The organism is Apibacter sp. HY039, from assembly GCF_004023655.1.
Taxonomy (GTDB): Bacteria; Bacteroidota; Bacteroidia; order Flavobacteriales; family Weeksellaceae; genus Apibacter; species Apibacter raozihei.
The window spans coordinates 1-22,783 of sequence record NZ_SAYM01000006.1; the positions used below are offsets into that span (position 1 = coordinate 1).

Here is a 22,783-nt window from a genome sequence, read left to right on the forward strand (position 1 = left end):
CCGACGAAGTTAAAAAAATTATCCTTATTTTCACCCTGTTTTATATCCTTATTATATATTTTATACCCTATTTTACTGCTTTTCAGGATATTTATCACTGAAAAATATTGCGTTTTTTTCTTTTACACTCCCCCTTATGATCTTTTTGATATAAAAAATAATACGGGATAAGGATTTTACCTGGATGTATCTGTTATCTCTGGATTTTTCTCCCTTCCCCCCCTACTCAAACTCTCTCTTTCTGAAATCCTTCTTCTTTTATATTAATCCAAAAAAAGGAATGAATTTTGATAATTTAATAATGTTCTAGCTACATGGACGCATCACTTTAAAAAAATTATTATCTTATAAATTCAATTAAAACATTAAAAATTTAATATATGAGCATGATTAAAGATCAGGTAGTTGTTATTACGGGAGCTAGTAGCGGATTAGGGGAAGCAACTGCTTACCATCTGTCAAAATTGGGAGCTAAAGTATTTTTAGGAGCAAGAAGAGAAGATAAATTAAAACAAGTAGTAAATAAAATTAAAGAGGCAGGAGGCGAGGCTGAATATGCTGTAACGGACGTAACTGTAAAATCAGAGGTAGAGAACTTAATACATAAAGCTGTTGAAAAATTCAGCAAGATTGACGTCATTGTTAACAATGCAGGGTTAATGGCTATAGCGCCAATGACAGAAAATAAGGTAGATGAATGGGAAAAAATGATAGATATTAATATAAAAGGAGTTTTATACGGTATTTCTTATTCGCTTCCGCATTTTTTAAAGCAAGGCCATGGCCATATTATCAATTTATCTTCAGTAGCAGGAATAAAAGTCTTTGCACCCGGCGGAACTGTTTACAGCGGAACCAAGTATGCCGTAAGAGCCATCAGCGATGGATTGAGACAGGAAATAGCCGGCAAAAATATACGGGTGACCAGCATTGAACCCGGAGCTGTAGACTCAGAGCTTAAATACGGTAGTACAGACAAGGCAAGCTCCGATTTTGTTATTGAATTTTATAAAAGTGCAATTCCGGCCGAATCGGTTGCCAAAGCTATTGCGTATGCAATAGAGCAGCCTAAGGAGGTGGGTATTAATGAAATTGTATTAAGACCTACATCCCAGGAATTTTAAACTCAAAAAGAATACATGGTGGCAAAGGAATAACTGAATATTTCTTTGCCACGGTGTACTATTTTCAACCCAATTTTAATTCAATAACCAATATCGGTTAGGCCATTGAAATGTTAGTTATGATCGATAATTAAGTGTTATTGATACTAATAAGAATGATACCCTCATCGTAAAATAGCTTATAAGTTGCCCGTTCAGTTGTTAATTAGGACAAAATATCGTCTTTATATCTACGTCAGAAAATTTCAGACTATCATTCAAACAAGGCTTTAATAACTTGTCAGAAGTTGAAAAAACATATTTGAACCTATGAACAAAAATTTAAATCAATCGCTGATAAATACGATCAAGGAATTTATTCCCGTAAATATAAATGCTGCGGATTTTTTATCAGAAATACTTGATATGGGAAAAGAATCTGCTTACCGAAGGCTTCGCGGGGAAATAAATTTTTCATTTAATGAAGTTGTATTATTATCCTCTCGTTTAGGTTTTTCCTTGGATCATTTGGTTCGTAATGAACCCAATAAAAATGCACTTTATGAACTGGATATGCTATCGGGGCATGAAGATTTATTTGATGTTTATCAACAAAGAGTGGAATTCTTTACCCGTTTTTTTAAAAATGCCTGCCAGTACCCCAATCATTTGAAGATGGCAAATAATACAATTCCGTATATATTTTCTTTGGAGTTTAAGGAATTGTCACGCCTTTATTTATATAAATGGGTATATCAGCAAAAATTACTCCCTCAGCCTTTTTCCGAATTTGAAATTCCGAAAATTATACGACTAAAAGAAGAAGAATGCTTTTATTATGTCAACCAGATTCAAAGAGTACAAATTACACTGGATGTCAATGTGTTTAAATCGGTCATACAAGATATTGTATATTTCAGCCAATTGGAACTCATTTCAAAAGATAGCTTAAACACATTAAAGAACGAACTACTCGGAATACTTGCTAAAATTGAAAACTTTGCCATTCATGGCAAAAGCAACTCACATGAAGAAATCATGATATATCTTTCATCAATATTTCTGGATTCTACGTATTTATATTTTGAGTATGGTAATAAACAATTCAGCTCAACTAAAATTTATTCTCTTTTATCCCTTAATTCTGAAGATCCTGAGGTGTGTCAAATTCACAAAAATTGGATCAACTCTCTCAAAAAATATTCTGTGCTAATCTCGCAATCCGGCGAACCTCACCGAATAAGATATTTTAACCAGCAAAAAGATTTAATTGATAAAATGTAAATTAGTGACTGGAAACAAATTTTAATCCTATGATGGATGCAATGAGAGTGCTTATAAAAAATATTCGCCAGAAAGTAACGGGTTCTTTAAATACCAGTATGCCTAACGCAACTGTACCTACAGCACCTATCCCGGTCCAGACCGCATAGGCTGTTCCCAGAGGTAACTGTTCAGTGGCTTTAATCAATAAAGACATGCTTAAAATTAAACAGATAAAAAAACATCCATACCACCAATAAACCGAACTACCCTGTGAAATCCTTGCCTGTCCCAGACTATAAGTAAATCCAACTTCAAAAAGCCCTCCTAAAATTAATAAAATCCAATTCATAAATGTAATCTTCTATTTTTTTAAAGAGCTACAAAATTCCAAAAAAATATAGATACTTCTTTTTACATTTGTTAAATAATTTAATTATTTAAATTCATTAGATTTTCATCGTATGGAATTACAGCAAGCTTTGCTTTCTATTCATCCCTTATCTGAAAACTCACTACACGAACTTATGCATTCGTGGGATTTGTCAACGTACCCTAAAGGTCATGTCTTAAGCAAACAAGATACAATTGAAAAATATATTTATATAGTTACTCGGGGCATTATAAGAGCCTACCGGATTATTAACGGCGAAGAGATTACCTTTTGGATCGGAGAAGAAGGAAGTATTGCATGCTCAATGAGGAATTATGTTGAAAATAAACCAAGCTATGAAAATATTGAGACTCTTGAAAATTGTACACTATTCAGAATCAAGATAAGCGACCTTACTTGTTTATATGATAAAAATATTGAAATTGCTAACTGGGGCAGGAAATTTATTGAATATGAAATTATTAAAACCGAAAACAAATTAATTCACCAACTTTATCTTTCCGCAAAAGAGAGATATAATCTTCTACTCAAGGAAAGACCTCAGTTATTGCAAAGATTACCGTTAAGTATTATTGCCAGTTACCTTGGAATTACTCAAGTTTCCTTAAGCAGAATACGGAGCATGAAATAAGTTAAATTGAAAAATTTACTTTTTTACCTGGGCGATTGAAAAAATTCCTCTATAGCTTTTCGCCGATAGGTAAATATATCTTCCACCTTTTTAGATATAAACAGCTTCCCCATCCATTTTCCAAAAAATCCGTATGGAAGCTGATAATTAAGAATATCTTTCATTAAAACTCCCTGATCATTTTCTGTGAAGAAATGTTCATGATGCCATACTTTGTAAGGCCCCTGTAACTGTGTATCCACAAAATACTTCTTATTTTCCACCTGAGAGATTTCCGTTACCCAGGTCAGGGGAATTGAAAATAAAGGACTTACCGTATATTCAATAATTTGTCCGGCATACGCATCTGTTAAGTTTGGCGTTTTAATAATAAAATTCATTTCTTTGGGTGTAATTTTGCTAAGATTTACGGGTTTTGAAAAAAAATCCCAGGCATCATCCAATGATATAGGCAACTGTTGCTCCCGAATAAGTGTAACCATTTTTGTTTTAGTATTAATTAAATTATATTTAATAGATAACAATTGTCATACCTTAATTTTCAATTCATCCTAATTAATTTATTTTTTTTCAATTTCCTACTATTTATTTCTAATTTAAACAAATTATCAGGCATTTGTAAAAATCGAGCTCAGATTACTTTTTTCTTCAAATCAAAATCACTAAAATTGTAATCAATTGTAACTAATCATTTATGAAAGTAGTAAAATTCGGAGGAACCTCGGTAGGTTCCGGTGAGAGTATCCGTTGTATTTTAAATATTTTACAACAGAAAAATTCGTCAGGAGAAAAATTTATTGTTGTTTCTTCCGCAATGAGCGGAATAACCAATCTCTTAACGGAATTAGCTCAAACTGCATCTACGGGAAACGACTACAAATCCGGACTTACTGAAATTGAGCAAAAACACTTTGCTGTTGTTAAGGAAATGATTGAGGTTAAAAATCAAAATCCTGTTTTTACTCAGATTAAAATATTTATTAATGAGCTTGAAGATTTACTTCAGGGGGTGTATAGCTTAAGAGAGCTTAGTCTTCAAAGTAAAGATTTAATTTTAAGCTATGGAGAAAAATGTTCCACTTTTCTGCTTAGCCAGATTGCCAGACAATATTTTGCGGAAAGTATGTTTGTTGATGCTACGCAGCTGATTAAAACGGACAGTAATTTTGGAAATGCAAAAGTAGACATACCGAGAACAGAGGAAATAATTCGTGAATTTGTATCGTCACATAAGGAGAAAATACTTTTTGTGACCGGATTTATTGCCTCTAACGATGAAAACAGAACAACCACATTAGGCAGAGGTGGAAGCGATTATACAGCGGCAATTATAGGTGCGTCTGTGGAAGCTGAAGAAATTGAATTATGGTCAGACGTGGACGGTATGCTTACTGCTGATCCACGGGTGGTGAAAAAGGCCTTTTCTTTATCTGAACTTTCTTATACCGAAGCTATGGAATTATCATATTTTGGTGCCAAGGTTATTTATCCTCCTGCTATGATTCCTGCTTTTGGTAAAAAAATACCTATTCTGCTAAAAAACACATTCAATACAGAGTTTCAAGGTACCCGAGTTCAGGAATGCATTAAAAAAACACCTTATCCGATCAAGGGTATTTCCTCTATCAATGAAATAAGCCTTTTCAATATTACCGGAAGTGGCATGATAGGGAAAATTGGTTTTAGTGGTAAATTATTTTCGTTATTGGCACGTGAGCAAATTAATGTGATATTAATTACTCAATCTTCTTCGGAACATAGCATAACTTTTGCCATTGAACCTAAAGACATGGCTAAGGCACGAGCTCTTTTCCATTCAGAATTTGAACTTGAGCTGGAAACTAATAAACTGAATCCGCCTATTATAGAGGAACATCTTTCCGTATTGGCTATCGTAGGTGAAAACATGAAACAAACTCCGGGAATATCAGGAAAACTATTTCATGCCCTGGGGCGTAATGGAATCAACATTCATGCAATAGCTCAGGGTTCTTCCGAGTATAATATTTCTGTAATTATCAAAAGAAAAAATATTTCCAAAGCCCTTAATACCGTACACGATGCGTTTTTTAAAGAACTTACCAAGACGCTACACGTATTTAGCATTGGAACCGGAAATATCGGATCTACCTTGTTTGAACAGATTCAGAAACAAAGCTCTTTCCTGCGTGAAAATAATGATATTGAAATTAAAGTTGCCGGAATTGCCAACTCGAGAAAAATGCTTATTAATGAGGATGGTATTGAGCTGAATCAATGGAAAGATTTGCTAGATCAACAAGGTGAAACTGCCAGTCTGGAAGAATTTGTGAATAGAATTAAACTTTTAAATTTATCTAATTGTGTATTTATTGATAACACAGCCAGTCCAGTACCTGGTAAATTCTATCATCAGCTTTTTGAATCTAATGTTTCGGTCGTTACATGTAATAAAATAGCTAATTCTTCTTCATATAAAGAGTATAAATTATTGAAGGATACTGCCCGAAGACGAGGGGTAGACTTTTTCTATGAAACCAATGTAGGTGCAGGTCTTCCAATTATCAGAACGTTAAAAGATTTAATGACCAGTGGAGATAGAATTCTGAAAATTGAAGCTATCCTGAGTGGTACAATTTCTTATATATTTAATAACTTTACCGGTGATGCCTCATTTTACGATGTGGTTAAAAAAGCTCAGGAACTTGGTTTCACAGAACCGGATCCCCGAGATGATTTAAGCGGTAAAGACTTTATGAGAAAAGTCATGATCCTTGCACGAGATGCAGGACACACAACCGAAGAAAAAGATGTAAAACTGGGTGCTATTCTTCCTGAAAGCTGCATTGCTGCTTCTTCGGTGGATGCTTTTTATGAAGAATTAAAAAATTCTGATGCATATTTTAATGATTTAAAAGAAAAAGCCCGTAAAGAAAATAAAGTTTTACGATATATAGGAAAACTGGAGGATGGAAAAGCTTCAGTAAATCTGGAAATGGTAGACAGTTCGCATCCTTTTTATAATTTGTCCGGAAGTGATAATATTATTTCTTTTACTACGGAACGATATAAATTTAACCCTCTGGTTGTCAAAGGTCCGGGGGCAGGAGCTGAAGTAACTGCAGCCGGTGTATTTGCTGATCTGATTAACGTGGGCGCTAGCTAAACGCAATTAAAATTACAAGTAGATTTCTACTTCTTTTATTATAAAAAGAATAGATAAAATATCCACAAACTGTTTATTTAATCTATTCTTTTTTATTTTTAATTAGTTGACTGACTACGAGATTATCACCGGTAGTCGTTAATTGCATATATTTACCTAAATTTGCAAAAAAATTATCCTGAGAATTATTATTTAATGAAAGAAAAGAACAGCATACATGTATTTGCTCCTGCTACTTCTGCAAATTTTATTTGTGGATATGATATTTTAGGCTTAGCTCTGGATGAACCCGGAGATGAAGTAATTCTTAAAAAGGTAGATCGTCCGGGAGTTACTATAACTAAAATTACTGGTGATAATGGTCTTCTACCCTTAGATTCTACGAAAAATACGGTAGGAGCCTGTGTACAAATGATTCTGGATCATTTACAGCGTAACGACTTTGGAATCGAAATTGAACTGCATAAAAAAATGCCTATCGGTAGTGGATTAGGTTCCAGTGCTGCTAGTACGATAGCGGGATTATTCGCTATAAATCAACTGCTCGGAGAGCCCTTATCCAGAAAAGAATTACTACCTTTTGCCCTAAGGGGTGAAGAGCTCGCTTGCGGGCATGGTCATGCGGATAATGTAGCCCCTTCTTTATTAGGAGGAATTACTTTAATACGAAGCTATCAGCCTCTGGATGTTATTAACTTGCCTGTGCCTTCTGAACTTTGCTGTTCTGTTATTTTCCCTCATGTTGAAGTTCCGACCCGGGCAGCACGACAAATCCTGAGAACACAGGTTGAACTGAAAAAAGCAGCACAACAATGGGGAAATATCGCCGGACTGGTTTCCGGATTGTTTTCCAATGATTATGATTTAATCTCCAGAAGTTTACAGGATGATCTTATTGAACCTGCCCGCTCAATCTTAATCCCTGAATTTGACGCTATGCGACAAATAACTAGGGAAGCAGGAGCTCTGGGATTTGGAATTTCAGGTTCTGGTCCTTCAGTAGTTTCTTTTACCAAAGGCCTTGACAAGGCTAAGGAAATTACTGAAATTCTGAAAGAGCATTTAAAAATCAAACATATTGGTAGCAACGGTTATTCTTCTACTGTAAATACCCGGGGAGCTGTCGTTATTTCTTAATTATATTCATTTAAATCTTTACCTATGAAATTGTACAGTACTAACAATAAAGATCTTAGAGTTTCCTTTAAAGAAGCTGTTTTTAATAGTTTTCCTGCGGATAAAGGATTGTATATGCCGGTCGAAATACCGAAATTCCGTCCAGAATTTATCCAATCTATTACTGATTATACGTTTTCTGAAATAGCCTTTGAAGTTGCCTCTACTTTATTGGGGGATGATATACCCAAAGATGATTTACATCACTTGATTACCGAAGCTATTAATTTTGATGCCCCTGTAGTACCTTTATCTGATCAAATGGGGGTTCTTGAACTCTTCCATGGTCCTTCTCTTGCTTTTAAAGATTTCGGAGCTCGCTTTATGAGCAGAATCATGGCATATCTCTCCAATGCAAACGAAAAAACACTGGATATTCTGGTAGCTACTTCCGGAGATACCGGTGGGGCGGTAGCACTTGGATTTTTAGGAGTAAAGGGTACCAGGGTAACCATTCTTTATCCTAAGGGCAAGGTGAGCGAAATACAGAAACTGCAATTAACAACTAACGGGAAAAATATACGGGCAATTGAGGTTGACGGAACTTTTGATGATTGTCAGGCACTGGTTAAAGAGGCATTTAATGATTCAGAGCTGAATGAACGTTTTAAACTTACTTCTGCAAATTCAATTAATATATCCCGATTAATTCCTCAAACTTTTTACTATGTTTATGCATATGCCCAAGCATTAAAAAACAATAAAAAAAATATACGTTTTGTGGTTCCTAGTGGTAATTTTGGTAACATAGGAGCTGGTTTACTCGCCTATAAGATGGGTCTTCCTGTTCAACAATTTATCGCTGCTACCAACGTTAACGACACGGTTCCGCGTTTTATGAATAACGGGGTTTATGAGCCACATCCTTCCCTGCAAACTCTTTCGAATGCTATGGACGTTGGAAATCCCAGCAACTGGGTACGAATCATGGATATGTTTGATCAGGATTTGACATCTATGAAAAAAATGATTTCTGCCTGTTCATTTACTGATGAGGATACACTTACGGGTATTCAAGAACTGTTTGATACGTATTCTTATATTGCTTGTCCACATACGGCAGTAGCTTATCTGGCTGCAAAACAAATCGTAAGTCCTGACGTTTATACTATATTTTTATCTACGGCACATCCGTGTAAATTTATAGATGTGTATACTCAAGAGCTTAAAGATAGAATACTCATACCGGAAAAGGTTAAACAACTGGAACAAAAAAATAGTACTGCGCATTCCATGAAAAATACATATGCCGATTTTAAAGATTTTTTATTAAGCAATTAAAATTTTCATTTATAATAAAACAGGCCGGATAATATTTCCGGCCTTTTCTATATACTTTTAAAAAATTTTAATTTATAAATTCTTTAATTACTTCCCCCAGAATAGTTAATCCTTTTTTTATTCTGTCTTCCGGCATATTGGAAAAATTAATCCTTAAAGTGTTTTCTTTTTGAGTATTCGGAAAAAACGCTCCTCCTGGAACAAAGGCAAGCTTTTTTTCAATGCATTTTTTCAGTACTTCTTTAGCATCAATATCTTTGGGTAGTTCAATCCATAAAAATAAACCTCCGGATGGTTTCGTAAAAGAAACACCTTCTGGAAAAGATTCCTCCATAATCTGTATAGCTAAATCTCTTCTCATTCTATATAGATCTTTAATTTTTTCTATATGCTGATCTATATTATACGTTTGTAAATATTTGTAAATCTGCATCTGAGCAAAGGTATTACATTGCAGGTCTGCTCCTTGTTTGACTAAAACATATTTTTTTATAATTTCGTGATTTCCTGCTATCCAGGCAATACGGAATCCGGGACAAAATATTTTTGAGAAAGTTCCTGTACAAAGAACATTATTATCCAAATCAAATGATTTTACGGAAGGAAAAGATTCTCCTTCAAACCTTAGTTCTCCATAAGGATTATCTTCTATAACCATGACTCCGTATTTTTCTGCATATTCAGCCAGTTTCTTTCTTCTTTCCTGACTCCAGGTTTTCCCTGTTGGATTTTGAAAGTCCGGAATGATATAAATAATTTTAACGTTTTGAGTATTTTGCAATATTCTTTCCAAATCTTCCATAATCATTCCCTGCTCATCTGTTTCAACCTCTTCAAAAATACAACCGTATGCTTTAAAGGCACTGATTGCTGCCAGATAGGTAGGACTTTCACAGACTACTACATCACCTTCATCTAAAAAAACTTTTCCAGTGAGATCCAATGCTTGCTGCGAACCATGAGTAATGAGAATGTTATCTGCATCGAAAGAGGTATTTAACTTATGATTCATACGACTGGCTATCCATTCTCTCAAGGGCTTATAGCCTTCTGTTGTTGAATATTGCAATGCTTTAGAACCGGATTCTTCTAAAACAATTCGACTTACCTCCATAATTTCTTGTACCGGAAATAATTCCGGAGCAGGTAGTCCTCCGGCAAAAGAAATAATTTCCGGATTCTCAGTTATTTTTAATATTTCACGAATTTCTGATGCTTTTAGATTCAGAACACGCTTCGCATATTTAGGAGCCATATCTGTTATATAATAGATTACATATGTAAAATTACAATTATTATCTTATTATTTTCAATTTCTATTTATACACAGTCCATATTTAAAAATCAATTATTCTTTAATAATAGAGATGTACTGGCTGTTTGTATTTATCATATGCTGCCAAAACTCTTTAAGAATACTATAATAATCAGCAGATAAAAAATACTGGTTAATTTCCAGCTCTGTTTTCAATTCTATCTGGTTTCCTAAATCTTTAATTATATATGTATAACTCCCTAAATTTTCTTCAAGTATATATTTGTGAGACTTAGGTAATGCATCTACCTTATACCCTTTAGGCAGTGTAATTGTAACATTTTTAGTCTGCTTGAATGCAGAGCCCAGTTCAATAGGATAAGATCTGGTTTCTGATTTGAATATCTGCTCTTTATCCTGCAAAAAAATTAATGGATTAAAAATTATCTTTTCCCCTATTCTTTCAGCTCCTGATACTGAACTAAAATTAAAAGAATATCGGAAAGAATTTTTACCCGAAGCTATTTCCAGTTTATCCATTGATAAATTATAATTTTTTTTTAGATTACTTTGAAATTCAGATTGATTATTATTATATGCTTCATTATCGGTCATACTTAAATAATGTGTATTCCTTTTAGCTAGAGTACCAGCAAATTCGAAATCGTCTTTGATTTCATATTTAAGCATATAAGCACTTGTACTTTTAATTTTATTGGATAAATTTACAATGTGTACGTTGTCTTTTTTTATGTAAATTCCTCTATGATTTAACGCTCGTTTAGGTATTAAATTTAAAGAACTATATTTACTGGTGGCATCTAAAAGCTGTAATTGTTGATTATCGTAATAGCCTGCAATAACATAATTTAATTTTTGCAGAGAAGGAAATGAATAATTTAACATACCGTTTGAAACGGTACTTAAAACTACTGGATTTGCATCTATACCCGCTTCTCTGAGCATTGCCACAAGTAACAAATTTAAATCGGCTGAATTACCTGTTTTTTCCTTAACCGTTTTGTTTATGTTCTGGTTTGACATAATGCTGTTATATTCATTCCACACATAATTTTCCTGTATATAAGTAAGTATGGCTTTTGCTTTTTCTTCATTTGTTTGTTTTCCTTCTAAAATAGTCAGCAAAATATTTTGAAAATGACGAGTGGATATGTAAAAATTAAAATTATCATTTTTAAGGAGTGTCTTTGCAATTTCTTCCCAGGTGGTAGCAAAACTTTTAGGGGTTTTACCTTCATATTGTATTTTAACTAACTCATATCGAACAGAAGTTCTGATGTTGTTATAATTTAGTACAAAAGGCTCTTCCTGATACGATTTAACTTCTTTTAAATTTAAATTATAAATGGATATCGGATATCCATTGGGTGATTGTTGAGATTCTGTTTTTATATCTAATTTATGGATATTTTCACCTCTTAAATCCGGTACATAATAAAAGGCCTGGGGAATTCTAACCTGATAATTGATTTCCCGAAGTGGTATTTTATAGTTAAAATACTGTTCGGGAATTTCAAAAATAAATGGAGAATGCAACGTATATTTATATTCCAGTATTGATCCATTCCGAACATCGGGAAACGTAAACTTATAAAAATTCAAATATTTATGTTTTTCTTCTGTAAAAGTTTGACTCGATTTGATTTTTGTCTCTACGATTTTTCCATCAATTAAATTATAGGTTGAAGCTTTAAATCCTGAAATATCTTCTTGCTTATTTACCTGTTTGTGCAGTGGGATCTGATAGGTAAGATAATTTTCTGCCAAGTCCTTATTATAAATCTTAAGCCTTTCTGTTACCTGAATTTCCATTTTACCTGAAATATCAACCTCTATATATACGTCTCTGTAGATGATTTCTGCTGGTGCTTCTGTTTCTATTTTTGATTCTTGTTCTTCGATGTCCTGAATTGATATTTTTCCAAATGTATATTTCTGTGAATACATTAATGAAGTAAGGCAGGCAATAAACAAAATAGTTAGTGTGTTTTTCATGATTTTTTAATTATATTTACTTTTGACTGGTCATTTTTAAGTATTGTATTTCTAAATTTGACATATTCGTTAAACTTATCTTTATTATATCTTCCTTTATTAATGTATAGTTTCCTTGTTACTTTTAAAATTTCGTTTTCCAGATGAAAATTTAGGCTATAAAACCCAAACTCTGATACTGCAAGTATATTCCCCGGTACTGTAGTGAAAGTATATCCCTGCGGAGGTGTAAAGGAATAAGAATGTTCATCCTTGTATCCAAAACTTATTTCCAATGGTAATTTTCTGTTACTGTCTTTTTGATAATTCGATTTTACGGGTTTAAACGGAACAGCGTCAAAATAAATCTCATTACCAATTATTTTAGCATAATTGTTTATTTCCAATTCCAATTCTGTAGTTAGTAAACCTTTATCTCTATCATTATTTACCGTACAACGTTTATAATTTTTGATATTTAATTCAGAGAAAAAATCTTTATAATATTCCTGTAACTTTTGAGATTTTAAACTTGTAAAAAATAAATTATTAGAATATTGTAATCCTTTATAAATAAGACTTCCATTTAAAGCAGCATTCCCATTTTTTTCTATATTGATTGAAAAGTTTATATTTTCAGTATTGTCAATTGAATTGTATTTTTTACTGGTGATTATTTTAGCTCCTTCTTCTGAGACAACTAATGCATTTCTATTTGCTGTTGAGCTGGTCAGATGATTAAATGCTAGGTTCTGTGAAGTATTTTCTAACCAAATGGTATCATTTTTTACAGGTATCGATAAAATTACATGATTACCTGCCATTTTAGGAAAATCTTTATCAAAATTACGCTCCGAATCTCCTGAATAAATAATTGTATAATAAGCCTTAATTCCTATTTCATGTAAAATACTTTGCATATAATTTGTAAGTCCTTTACAATCACCATAGCCTTTCATATATACTTCGGTAGCATTCATCGGTTGCCAGCCTCCGATTCCTATAGATACATTTATATAACGTGTACGATCCTGCATAAATTGATAAAGTGCTTTAATTTTATCTTTATCACTGCTTTGATTATTGATTAAACCTCTTACTTCTTTTTTTACTTGTTCTGAAAGTTGTTGCCTTGGACGTAATAGATCGGAATACATCCATTTTCCAAATTCATCCCAACTTGAAAAGCCTCCCTCTCTACCTGCTAAACTAAATTCTGAAAGAGAAAAAGATACTTTGGGTGTTAAAATATCTAAAGATGGTGCTAAGGGCTCATGAGTAAATGAAGGTATATTATTTACAAAATATTTCCAGCCGGTTTCTGTTTTTTCTTCATTAATTTCATATAAATCAGAAGTATACTTTTTAAAACGTAGCGCTATACCCGATGTATTTAACACGGTATACGATGAGTTTTCAACGGAAACGTTGAAAGTTGATAAGGGGACATAATCTTTTATAAAAACTGTGTTTGAGCTTTCTTTGGTTGTAGAAATTTCAACGGTATAAGGATAAGAGACAGGATAATACTTGTAATATAAGTATCTATCATCTGTATATAAGCTATTCCCATCACTAGAACTTATATCCAGAAAATCAGACCGTTTTAAAGTTTTAATTTTTTTCCCGTCTTTGTCATAGATTATAATTTGTAGTTTCTTTATTTTAGTATGTGCATCGTAAGGAAAATATAGGTTTGAAAATTCATCTTTGCTTTTATTCAGAACTGTAACACTTATTTCTTCTGAAATCTCCATTTTCTTACGAGATAATATTTTTACTATAGTTTCATCATTTCTTATAACCGCAGAGGAAGTAAGCAAAAAATCTTTATTGATATTGGAAACCGGAAATTTTTGTGAATATAAATAATACGGAATAGATAAAGTTATTATATATAAATATATAATTTTTATGGCTGTGTTCATATGAAAGGCAGTTTTACTTACAAAAATATGAATTTCTTTACATTAACAAACTATGATTAATTTCTTACGTCAAACTATTGATAGATTCCCGCTATTTAAAAAATCATTCTTATCTTTGCATACAGAAAATTTGTTAGTATAATACATATATTCTGTACATTTTTGAAATCTATTTTTATCTTCGGTTTTTAGATAAAACAAAGTCTTATGGAATTATAAACACTAATTTTTTTCTGGATTTAAATAGATAATTATTCCTTTACAATATCATGAAATACAAACGTATATTACTGAAACTAAGCGGAGAAGCTCTAATGGGTGAGCAACAATATGGAATTGATTCCAAAATTCTTCAAAATTATTCTCATCAAATTAAAGAAATATCCGAACTAGGTGTTGAAGTTGCTATCGTTATTGGCGGAGGTAACATATTTCGCGGAATGACCGGTGCAGCTACGGGCATTGACAGGGTTCAGGGAGATTATATGGGGATGCTGGCAACTGTTATCAACGGGATGGCTTTACAAAGCGCTCTGGAATCAACAGGTGTTAAAACCCGACTTCAAACTTCCATACGAATGGAGCAGGTTGCAGAACCTTTCATTAAAAGAAAAGCGGAACGCCACTTGGAAAAAGGAAGAGTAGTCATTTTTGGAGCTGGGACCGGTAATCCTTATTTTACAACGGATACAGCAGCTACTTTAAAAGCAATAGAAATTAATGCTGATGTTATTTTGAAAGGAACCCGTGTAGATGGTATTTATAACACTGATCCGGAGAAAGATGAAAATGCTGTGAAATTTAATAGTATATCTTTTGAAGAAGTATATGAAAAAGGATTGAAAATTATGGATATGACAGCTTTTACTTTAAGTCAGGAAAATAAAATTCCAATCATTGTTTTCGATATGAATAAAGATGGCAACCTGAAAAAAATTGTGGAAGGAAAAGAAGTAGGAACTTTAGTTACTATTTAACTAATTAATATTTTATATTTGCAGGGCGATCTTATTTTTAAATAAATCATGGAAGAATTACAGTTAATCATTGATACTACTCAAGAAAGCATGGATGCATCTATCAAGCATCTGGAAATTGCTTTCAACAAAATACGTGCAGGAAGAGCAAACCCTGCCATGCTACAATCTATTTTAGTGGACTACTATGGGGCTCCTACTCCATTGTCTCAAGTGGCAAATATTTCTGTCCCTGACGGAATGACTTTAAGCATACAACCTTGGGAAAAATCTACATTAGGAGCTATTGAAAAAGCCATTTTTCAAGCCAATTTAGGTTTCACTCCTAATAATAATGGGGAAACCATTATTATCACCATACCTCCGTTAACAGAGGAAAGAAGAAGGGATTTGGTTAAACAAGCTAAATCTGAATCTGAAAATTCAAAAATCGGTATACGAAAAGCCAGACAGGAAGCCAATGCCGATATTAAAAAACTGGAAAATATTTCCGATGATCAAAAAAAGGACTCTGAAGAACAAATCCAGATTTTAACCGATAAGTATGTGAAATTAACAGATGAATATCTGGTAAAAAAAGAAAAAGAAATAATGACGGTTTAATATTTTTTAAAAATTATTATCTTTAAAAAGCCGTTTATTTAGTAATCGGCTTTTTTATTTTTTTAAATTAAATCATAACAAAAAAATGTCAAAAAAAGTAACTATTATAGGATTAGGATTAATTGGAGGTTCCATAGCTCTGGATCTAAAAAAGTGCGGTTTTGCTCATCAGATTATTGGTGTGGATAAATCTAAAAAACATGAACATGAAGCTATTGAGTTAGGTATTGCGGATAAAATATTACCCATGAAAGAGGCTATTGAAAATTCTGACCTGATAATTTTAGCTGCTCCGGTTGATGCCAGTCTTAAGCTACTTCCTAAGATTTTGGATATTATCCCATCCAATGTGTATGTAATGGATGTTGGATCTACCAAGTCTTCTTTAATTGATGCGGTTAGAGATCACCCTAATCGTAAATCGTATGTTCCTTCCCATCCTATGGCTGGTACGGAATACAGCGGACCATCAGCAGCATTTCACAATCTTTTTAAAGATCGTGTTGCTATTATCTGTAACTCTGAAGAATCTCATCCTAAAGCAGTTAATCTAGTTTCTGAAGTTTATTTTCATCTGGGCTCCCGTTTAATTTTGATGGATTCTGAATCTCATGATGAACATGTAGGATATGTATCTCACCTATCTCATGCAATTTCTTATGCTTTAGCTGTAGCCGTTCTTGAAAAGGAAAAAGATGATGCAGCCATCTTCAACCTTGCAGCAGGAGGTTTTTCCTCAACTGTACGTTTGGCTAAAAGTTCTGTTGATATGTGGTTACCCATCTTTGAACAAAATTCTAAATATGTTCTTCCTATTCTGGATACTTATCTTCAGAAACTTAATCAATTCAGATCTTATCTGGAAAATGGAGAAACAGAAAAATTATCCGGTTTTATTAAGGAGGCTAATCGTATAAAATCGAAACTCGAAAAAAAATAGATATTTTATTTAGTCATCGAAATCATTAGGATATCTTCTTTTCACTTTTTCAACAGCTTGCAAAACTTTAATTTCATTAATCTTTTGAAATTCCATTAATTTTTTTGATATTTCATCGGAAAAAGGAGAGAGGATTCTTGCAGCTAATATTCCTGCATTTTTTGATGCATTTAATGCAACGGTTGCTACAGGAATACCATTAGGCATTTGAAGGATAGAGAGTATAGAATCCCATCCGTCTATGGAATTAGATGATTTAACAGGTACTCCTATAACGGGTAATGTTGTCTGCGAAGCTACCATGCCTGGTAAATGAGCGGCTCCTCCAGCGCCAGCAATGATAACTTTTAATCCTCTTTGATAAGCAGTTTTTGCATATTCTGTCATCCGGTCAGGAGTGCGATGTGCTGAAACGATAGTTAGTTCATAAGGAATTCCTAATTCTTTTAATATTTCAGTGGCGGGTTCCATAACCGGAAGATCACTATCACTTCCCATAATTATACCAACTATTGCTGTTTTCATTTTGAAATTACTTTAACATTAGACTTTATTTCCTGAATTTTATTTTCTATTTCATCTTTGGAGGTTCCAACTACGGTAACATGTCCCATTTTCCTTCCGGGCTTTGTGATTTTTTTCCCATAAAGATGTATGTAAACTCCCGAAAGTTTAACAATTTTATCTAAACCCTGATACACTACTTCTCCCTCGTATGCGGATTCCCCTATGAGATTAACCATTGCAGCATATTCCTTTGTAGCTATATCTCCTAAGGGTAAATTTGTCAAGACTCTTAACATTTGATCATATTGTGAAGAATAATTAGCTTCAATGGTTTGATGACCACTATTATGTACCCGAGGAGCTATTTCATTAATAAGTATTTCGTTATTTTTCAATAAAAATAATTCCACACAAAAAATCCCCGGAGTATGAAAAGCTTCCACTGCTTTTAAACTGATATCTTTTGCTTTGTGTGCTAAATCCTTATCTAAATCTGCAGGAGAAAACAAATAATCTACCAAATTCAACTTTTGATCAAATACCATTTCGACAACATCAAAAACTTTTACTTCTCCATTAGCATTTTTAGAAACTATAACCGAAAGTTCTTTTGCTATATCAGCAACCTCTTCAATTACCGAAGGTTCATCCCACATTTTATTCATCTCTTCCTCATTTTTAATAACCTGTACTCCTTTTCCATCATATCCCCCTACTCTAAGTTTTTGAACAAATGGATAAGAAATAGCAGATGAAGGTGTTAATTCATCCTTATTATCTATTAAAAAAAAGTTTGCCGTTGGTAAATGGTTTTCTTTATAAAAATTCTTTTGAAGTCCTTTATCTTTAATTATTTCCAAGCAATTAGGTCCGGGAATAACAATTTTTCCTTGTTTTTCCAGTTCCCGAAGAGCTTCTACATTTACATTTTCAATTTCAATGCTTACCACATCTTTATCTTTACCAAACTCAAGCACAGTATGATAATCTTTAAAATCACCCTGTGTAAAATAATTTTTGAATATAGAGCAAGGTCCTGAAATATCAGGTTCCAGAAAAAAAATTTCATATGGATAGTTCATAGCATTCTGCATAAACATCCTACCCAGCTGTCCGCCTCCAAGAATACCTATTTTCATTTTATAAAGATTTATGTTGTCGTACAAATATAAAAATATAGACTTGATATTAGGTAATAAAGGCTACAAAAGCTTACATCTTTAGAATAATTGAATTAGAGTATTACAATTTACAGTTATCTTGCATAAGTATGTATACTGGATTGCGCAGAGGGCAAATAGTTAACCCCTATCCAGGCTATCATAAGCAGCAGAAATGCAAAAGGAAGGAGAAAAAGTGCCGTTTTTAAGTATTTTTTTCTCAGCCTTATATGTATATAAATCAGATAAGCACATGCAGTAATAAAAGCCCAGGTTTCTTTAGGATCCCAAGACCAGTAGTGACCCCAGGCTTCTTTCGCCCAGATTGCGCCTAAAAGCATTCCGAAGGTAAGAAATGCAAAACCTATATAAATAATATTATCAATAAATTCTACCAGTTTATAATTAATTGCCTGCTTTTTTAAAAGCATAAAAATTTGTACTAAAGCTGCAATCGTTGCTGCTCCTAGTGTTGCATATGAAAATATATAAATTGACACATGTGGGATAAACCAAAAACTTTGCAATGCAGGCATAAGATTTTTTGAATGGATTTCAGGTTTGAAATAATTTATAAGTACAAATAGGATTGCCATGAACATACTAAATCCTAAAAGCCATCGATATTTCCAATGTTTGTATGTAATATATCCGATAAATGACAAAAAGAAAGCATACCACAAACGAGTTTCACCCATGGTTCTCAGGGGAGGTCTTTCCAGTTCATGCCATAATAGAGCTATAAAAATACCCAGTAGAATAACAGCTGACATCATACATACATCTGATAACCATTTAAACCTTGGGATATAAACCGAAACAGAACCAGCTATTCCCAAAATACAGAACGGCAAAGCAAAAATTATAAAGCTATCCCAAATCATAATTACTATTTGTTTTATTTCCTTTCCACAATAAACTTATACTACCCAACGCCAGAATTATCATCCCTATATATACGTAATTAACCCATGGATCATAGACTAATTCAAAACTACTATAATTTGAAACTTTACCTGCTTTTTCATCATATCCGTATTGGTAAATAGACCAGTCTCCTATTTTAATAGGTTTATTAACTTCCAACAAATATGAAATTTGTTCTGAAACCTTTTCATTATTGTTTGGCTTTTTAGTAACAGTTATATCTGACAAAAACTTTTTGGGTTCCGGCTGGGTCATTACCAGGGTATGCAAGCTATCCAGTTGTAAAGTTTGATATATAATATACGGACTTCCAGAGCTTATCCAGCCTTCTTTGGTAAATCCTGTTTTATTACTTTTAATTTTAACCAAGGCTGCAGGGCAAGATCCGGTCATTTTTCTTTCCTCAAAGTAATTGTCTTTCCGCATAGCATCGTGAATATATCGTTGTACAAGTACTTCATATTCTCCCATTATACTGGTTACACTATGTTTAGCTTCAATTTGAACATAGTCAGGATTTTCAACTGGAAGTGGTTTTCCTATTTTATCTATAATTACGAGCTTAGGTTTATATTCCTCCATTACAAAATCGTTGAGACGAATAGCCAATGGAAGTTCCAGACTTTCTCCATTTTTATTATACACACGCCATTCTGTTTCTCCCTTGTTTACATACATTTGAAATTTCTTTATATCAGCAGCTCCCAAACCTGCGAAAAACAATATCATCCACAGGCCAAAATGATTGAGGTAAAATGCATAATCCGACCATTTAAATTTTTTACTTTTTCTTATAATAAGTGCCCCTAAAGAAATTAACGATAGACTATATACAATAGCAAATAACCAGGATGACGTCATACTATTAAATCTTAGTTTTATGATTAATTGAGAAAATATAGTTGCTTCATCGAGAGCAGATTGTGGGATAAGCCCCATGAATAAAGCCAGTAACATAAAAAATCCAAGTACGGTAACCGAAAAAGGAATGCCTGATATCCACTGATATATATAATTATTACTCCAAAAAGAAAAAAAACTTAAGCTAATGATAATAAACAATCCGCAATAAATATTTACCGGATAACTTAGTAATTCTAATGGAAATTCTCCGCATAAAACTTGTAAAACTATTCCCGTAAAACAGAGACCAGCTAAAAATAAAACGCTTTCCTTATATGCCCAAGGGAATTGCCACAGCTTTTTTTTTCTTCTTTTTTTCATTTACTATTGCTTAAAAAAAGCCCTTATTTTATTTTTAAATAAGGACTCTATTCAATTAAATAAATTATCTTATTTTGAAACTAATCTTTTTTTATCTCTGGCAGTTTTCACCCAGACTGGAACTACCGTCTCAATCCAATTCTTTTTCTTAGCTTCAAGTACTGGCATATCAAGACCTATATACGATTGGGCTTTTGCTTTCGTCGATAAATCAGGCATAGGCACTTCCTCCTTTATTCCTATACTTGTTAAAACCCTCTGTATTTCTATCTGTGCAAGTAATGATTTATCTAAGCTGTGAGAAAGTATCCTTTGTGTTTCTACAGGTGCATGGAAAGATGCTCCGTGAGATGCAACTCCAAAATCCCATCGCCATTGTGCCTGACGGATAAGTTTTAAAGAGGATTTCATTTGATTTTCTGTTGCTCCATGCTCCCATGCATATTTAGCCATTACGTGTGCTTTAACAAGTTCTTTTTCAACCCTATCACGTGTTTCCAATATTTTATCCTGTCTGTCATAGACATATTGTTTTAAATTTGCTTCACTGTCTCTATGACAAGTCTGACAAGTATTTGCTACATTTTGTAAAGGACTCATCAGGTGATGATCGGAAACTTTAATTGCTCCCTCAGTTTTGTAAGGCATATGGCAGTCGGCACAAGAAACTCCTTTCTGCCCATGAATACCCATGGATGCGATTTCGTAATCCGGATGTTGTGCTTTAATAATTGGTGCTTTACTAAGTGCATGAGTAAAATCTGAAAAATTAGATTCATCGTAATACTCTTCCATAGCCTCCATAGACATTCCTTTGTCCCAAGGTAGTGTAAGATACTTTCCGTCTCCTTTGAAATAATACTCCACGTGACATTGGGCACAAACTAAGGATCGCATTTCCTGAGTTGAAGCTTGTCTAATATCTTTGCCCTGACGCTGAAAAGCCTCAACGAGAGCAGGGCGTGTAATTACTAATCCCATGGTCTTAGGGTCATGACAATCGGCACAACCTATAGGATTAACAATTTGATTTCCTAAAGCTCCCCATTTCGTTTTATAAAAATTTTCCACTCCCAATTCTTTCATCATTCTGGGAACATCGGGACTTTTACATGTCCAACAGGTAGCTGGCTGCGGTCCATCTTGTGGAGAAGAGGGAGTTCCTGTTCTTAATGTATTCCTATTGTCTTCAATGGCGTACATATGCCCTCTCGGAGCTTTATAATCCTGAGAAAACAAGTACCCGGCCCATAGAACAACCATATTGGGACGAGAGGCTAAAATATCCTCCTCCTGATTACCCATATGCTTACTTCTGAAATCCATTTTTGCAGTTTCCTTCCATGTTTCATATTCTCTCGGGTAGTTTTCTCCCCAAATCTCATTACGGGCTTCAATCCCATTAATGTCAACTTTTTTATTAGCATACAAAGTAGCTATTTCCGCTCTTCTTTGCGTGATGGAAGCAGCAAGTAATCCTAAACAGAATACTACTCCTAAAACTACTATAAACAATATCCAGCCCCAAACAGGTTTTCGCTTTCTCGTTGCCATATTTTCACTTTTAATCTTAATTTATTTTATTATTCTCTTTTTCCTTTTGTTTCTCTGTTAACCTCATCAACCAATCTGGAACGGGTGAAGGAGGTAAAGGCACTATTGCACTGGGAGAAGAATTAATATTTATATTTTTGGTGTGTGGCACTTCCGTATGACATTCCCAGCATGCTTTGCCATCTCCTGCCAATGTGTGAGTATAGTTAATTTTCCCAGTATTGACCATGGAGGTATTTAAGTCTGAATGACATCGGATGCAGTTATTCATAATTACTTCATAACTTTCCTTACGAGGTCTAATGACCTGAGGCTGCATATCTAATGTAAATACAGCAGCATGATACAAACCGTCCTTAGCTTTGAATGCATATTTGGATATTACATTGTTATGAGGAACATGACAATCATTACAGTTTGTCACTCTGCCATGTGAACTATGCTGCCAGGACTGATAATAGGGTGTCATAATATGACAATTCACGCATGCTTTTGGATCATCTGAAAGATAAGATGTTGCCCGTGAAATATAAAATAGATAGGCTATAAGTCCACAGCCTACACTTATTAACAAAAAAATGGGAAAAACAAATTTTTTAGGTATTTTTTTAAGAATCGTCATATTTTATACCATTTACCTTGACGACAAAGATAATTGGCTTCAAAATATTTTAACGAATCAATAATATTGAGATTGATCAGTTTTCGTATTGATTAAAA

At 33.5% G+C, this 22,783-nt stretch carries 20 protein-coding genes; 9 read left to right on the plus strand and 11 right to left on the minus strand.

Translation table 11 applies throughout. The features are described 5' to 3' along the window. Positions 1 to 380 precede the first annotated feature (380 nt). Both EQ921_RS11425 and EQ921_RS11430 read left to right on the plus strand, forming a co-directional pair. A complete protein-coding gene (locus tag EQ921_RS11425) occupies positions 381 to 1,124 on the plus strand; it encodes an SDR family oxidoreductase (RefSeq protein WP_128149571.1) in 744 nt (247 codons plus the stop codon). 309 nt (positions 1,125 to 1,433) lie between these two features. Continuing rightward, positions 1,434 to 2,387, plus strand: coding sequence for a hypothetical protein (locus EQ921_RS11430; protein WP_128331748.1), 954 nt, complete (start codon positions 1,434 to 1,436; stop codon positions 2,385 to 2,387). Between the two features lies 1 nt (position 2,388). On the opposite strand, the gene EQ921_RS11435 is transcribed toward EQ921_RS11430, so the two are convergent. Continuing rightward, a complete protein-coding gene (locus EQ921_RS11435; RefSeq protein ID WP_128331749.1) occupies positions 2,389 to 2,718 on the minus strand; it encodes a multidrug efflux SMR transporter in 330 nt (109 codons plus the stop codon). 112 nt (positions 2,719 to 2,830) lie between these two features. On the opposite strand from EQ921_RS11435, the gene EQ921_RS11440 reads away from it, so the two are divergent. Next, the gene (locus tag EQ921_RS11440; protein ID WP_128331750.1) at positions 2,831 to 3,391 is read left to right on the plus strand and encodes a Crp/Fnr family transcriptional regulator; all 561 of its coding nucleotides are present in this window, start codon (positions 2,831 to 2,833) and stop codon (positions 3,389 to 3,391) included. Positions 3,392 to 3,414: 23 nt separating this feature from the next. Here the strand turns inward: EQ921_RS11440 and EQ921_RS11445 are convergent, their stop codons facing one another. Next, positions 3,415 to 3,873 carry an SRPBCC family protein gene (locus EQ921_RS11445; protein ID WP_128331751.1) on the minus strand — a complete coding sequence of 153 codons (459 nt, stop codon included), beginning with the start codon at positions 3,871 to 3,873 and terminating at the stop codon, positions 3,415 to 3,417. 212 nt (positions 3,874 to 4,085) lie between these two features. Between EQ921_RS11445 and thrA the strand changes: the two genes are divergently transcribed. The 3 genes from thrA (at position 4,086) to thrC (ending at position 8,993) form a co-directional block, all read left to right on the plus strand. Next, positions 4,086 to 6,536: a bifunctional aspartate kinase/homoserine dehydrogenase I gene (gene thrA / locus EQ921_RS11450; RefSeq protein WP_128331752.1), complete on the plus strand. Its 2,451-nt coding sequence runs from the start codon at positions 4,086 to 4,088 to the stop codon at positions 6,534 to 6,536. A 195-nt stretch (positions 6,537 to 6,731) separates the two neighbouring features. After that, positions 6,732 to 7,673: a homoserine kinase gene (locus EQ921_RS11455; protein ID WP_128331753.1), complete on the plus strand. Its 942-nt coding sequence runs from the start codon at positions 6,732 to 6,734 to the stop codon at positions 7,671 to 7,673. A 24-nt stretch (positions 7,674 to 7,697) separates the two neighbouring features. Then, the gene (thrC, locus tag EQ921_RS11460) at positions 7,698 to 8,993 is read left to right on the plus strand and encodes a threonine synthase (RefSeq protein ID WP_128331754.1); all 1,296 of its coding nucleotides are present in this window, start codon (positions 7,698 to 7,700) and stop codon (positions 8,991 to 8,993) included. Positions 8,994 to 9,060: 67 nt separating this feature from the next. Here the strand turns inward: thrC and EQ921_RS11465 are convergent, their stop codons facing one another. The 3 genes from EQ921_RS11465 to EQ921_RS11475 all read right to left on the minus strand — a co-directional run bounded on the left by EQ921_RS11465 (position 9,061) and on the right by EQ921_RS11475 (position 14,171). Next, entirely contained in the window at positions 9,061 to 10,248 is a 1,188-nt protein-coding gene (locus EQ921_RS11465) for a PLP-dependent aminotransferase family protein (RefSeq protein ID WP_128331755.1), read from the minus strand. Positions 10,249 to 10,341: 93 nt separating this feature from the next. Beyond that, a complete protein-coding gene (locus EQ921_RS11470; protein ID WP_128331756.1) occupies positions 10,342 to 12,264 on the minus strand; it encodes a transglutaminase domain-containing protein in 1,923 nt (640 codons plus the stop codon). Beyond that, complete coding sequence (locus EQ921_RS11475; RefSeq protein WP_128331757.1) at positions 12,261 to 14,171, minus strand: DUF3857 domain-containing protein; 1,911 nt, start codon at positions 14,169 to 14,171, stop codon at positions 12,261 to 12,263. Before EQ921_RS11475 ends, EQ921_RS11470 begins: the two co-directional genes overlap by 4 nt. A 269-nt stretch (positions 14,172 to 14,440) precedes the next feature. Here EQ921_RS11475 and pyrH point away from each other — a divergent pair, with 269 nt between their 5' ends. The 3 genes from pyrH (at position 14,441) to EQ921_RS11490 (ending at position 16,691) form a co-directional block, all read left to right on the plus strand. After that, positions 14,441 to 15,148, plus strand: a complete 708-nt coding sequence (gene pyrH / locus EQ921_RS11480) for a UMP kinase (protein WP_128149593.1) — start codon at positions 14,441 to 14,443, stop codon at positions 15,146 to 15,148. A gap of 48 nt (positions 15,149 to 15,196) precedes the next feature. Next, positions 15,197 to 15,751 (plus strand): ribosome recycling factor, encoded by a 555-nt coding sequence (gene frr, locus EQ921_RS11485; protein ID WP_128149595.1) that lies wholly within the window; start codon positions 15,197 to 15,199, stop codon positions 15,749 to 15,751. 85 nt (positions 15,752 to 15,836) lie between these two features. After that, on the plus strand, positions 15,837 to 16,691 hold the full coding sequence (locus tag EQ921_RS11490; protein ID WP_128331758.1) for a prephenate dehydrogenase: 855 nt from the start codon (positions 15,837 to 15,839) through the stop codon (positions 16,689 to 16,691). Between the two features lie 9 nt (positions 16,692 to 16,700). Here EQ921_RS11490 and purE read toward each other — a convergent pair whose 3' ends face one another. From purE to nrfH, 6 genes are all read right to left on the minus strand, one after another. After that, positions 16,701 to 17,204 carry a 5-(carboxyamino)imidazole ribonucleotide mutase gene (purE, locus tag EQ921_RS11495; RefSeq protein WP_128331865.1) on the minus strand — a complete coding sequence of 168 codons (504 nt, stop codon included), beginning with the start codon at positions 17,202 to 17,204 and terminating at the stop codon, positions 16,701 to 16,703. A gap of 8 nt (positions 17,205 to 17,212) precedes the next feature. After that, on the minus strand, positions 17,213 to 18,337 hold the full coding sequence (locus tag EQ921_RS11500) for a 5-(carboxyamino)imidazole ribonucleotide synthase (RefSeq protein WP_128331759.1): 1,125 nt from the start codon (positions 18,335 to 18,337) through the stop codon (positions 17,213 to 17,215). Between the two features lie 116 nt (positions 18,338 to 18,453). Further along, complete coding sequence (ccsA, locus tag EQ921_RS11505) at positions 18,454 to 19,242, minus strand: cytochrome c biogenesis protein CcsA (protein WP_128331760.1); 789 nt, start codon at positions 19,240 to 19,242, stop codon at positions 18,454 to 18,456. Continuing rightward, positions 19,229 to 20,509 carry a cytochrome c biogenesis protein ResB gene (locus tag EQ921_RS11510; RefSeq protein WP_221410493.1) on the minus strand — a complete coding sequence of 427 codons (1,281 nt, stop codon included), beginning with the start codon at positions 20,507 to 20,509 and terminating at the stop codon, positions 19,229 to 19,231. Before EQ921_RS11510 ends, ccsA begins: the two co-directional genes overlap by 14 nt. A 69-nt stretch (positions 20,510 to 20,578) precedes the next feature. Beyond that, positions 20,579 to 22,063, minus strand: a complete 1,485-nt coding sequence (gene nrfA / locus EQ921_RS11515) for an ammonia-forming cytochrome c nitrite reductase (protein WP_128149603.1) — start codon at positions 22,061 to 22,063, stop codon at positions 20,579 to 20,581. Positions 22,064 to 22,079: 16 nt separating this feature from the next. After that, complete coding sequence (gene nrfH / locus EQ921_RS11520) at positions 22,080 to 22,685, minus strand: cytochrome c nitrite reductase small subunit (protein ID WP_128149605.1); 606 nt, start codon at positions 22,683 to 22,685, stop codon at positions 22,080 to 22,082. Positions 22,686 to 22,783: the final 98 nt, after the last annotated feature.

Bases quoted from the DNA above. Each gene is read 5' to 3' on its own strand.
- EQ921_RS11430 (WP_128331748.1), top strand. From the start codon at position 1,434: ATGAACAAAAATTTAAATCAATCGCTGATAAATACGATCAAGGAATTT.
- frr (WP_128149595.1), top strand. From the start codon at position 15,197: ATGGAAGAATTACAGTTAATCATTGATACTACTCAAGAAAGCATGGAT.
- EQ921_RS11465 (WP_128331755.1), bottom strand. From the start codon at position 10,248: ATGGCTCCTAAATATGCGAAGCGTGTTCTGAATCTAAAAGCATCAGAA.
- EQ921_RS11435 (WP_128331749.1), bottom strand. From the start codon at position 2,718: ATGAATTGGATTTTATTAATTTTAGGAGGGCTTTTTGAAGTTGGATTT.
- ccsA (WP_128331760.1), bottom strand. From the start codon at position 19,242: ATGATTTGGGATAGCTTTATAATTTTTGCTTTGCCGTTCTGTATTTTG.
- pyrH (WP_128149593.1), top strand. From the start codon at position 14,441: ATGAAATACAAACGTATATTACTGAAACTAAGCGGAGAAGCTCTAATG.
- EQ921_RS11425 (WP_128149571.1), top strand. From the start codon at position 381: ATGAGCATGATTAAAGATCAGGTAGTTGTTATTACGGGAGCTAGTAGC.
- EQ921_RS11440 (WP_128331750.1), top strand. From the start codon at position 2,831: ATGGAATTACAGCAAGCTTTGCTTTCTATTCATCCCTTATCTGAAAAC.
- thrA (WP_128331752.1), top strand. From the start codon at position 4,086: ATGAAAGTAGTAAAATTCGGAGGAACCTCGGTAGGTTCCGGTGAGAGT.
- EQ921_RS11500 (WP_128331759.1), bottom strand. From the start codon at position 18,337: ATGAAAATAGGTATTCTTGGAGGCGGACAGCTGGGTAGGATGTTTATG.
- EQ921_RS11470 (WP_128331756.1), bottom strand. From the start codon at position 12,264: ATGAAAAACACACTAACTATTTTGTTTATTGCCTGCCTTACTTCATTA.
- EQ921_RS11445 (WP_128331751.1), bottom strand. From the start codon at position 3,873: ATGGTTACACTTATTCGGGAGCAACAGTTGCCTATATCATTGGATGAT.
- nrfA (WP_128149603.1), bottom strand. From the start codon at position 22,063: ATGGCAACGAGAAAGCGAAAACCTGTTTGGGGCTGGATATTGTTTATA.
- EQ921_RS11510 (WP_221410493.1), bottom strand. From the start codon at position 20,509: ATGAAAAAAAGAAGAAAAAAAAAGCTGTGGCAATTCCCTTGGGCATAT.
- EQ921_RS11490 (WP_128331758.1), top strand. From the start codon at position 15,837: ATGTCAAAAAAAGTAACTATTATAGGATTAGGATTAATTGGAGGTTCC.
- EQ921_RS11475 (WP_128331757.1), bottom strand. From the start codon at position 14,171: ATGAACACAGCCATAAAAATTATATATTTATATATAATAACTTTATCT.
- thrC (WP_128331754.1), top strand. From the start codon at position 7,698: ATGAAATTGTACAGTACTAACAATAAAGATCTTAGAGTTTCCTTTAAA.
- EQ921_RS11455 (WP_128331753.1), top strand. From the start codon at position 6,732: ATGAAAGAAAAGAACAGCATACATGTATTTGCTCCTGCTACTTCTGCA.
- nrfH (WP_128149605.1), bottom strand. From the start codon at position 22,685: ATGACGATTCTTAAAAAAATACCTAAAAAATTTGTTTTTCCCATTTTT.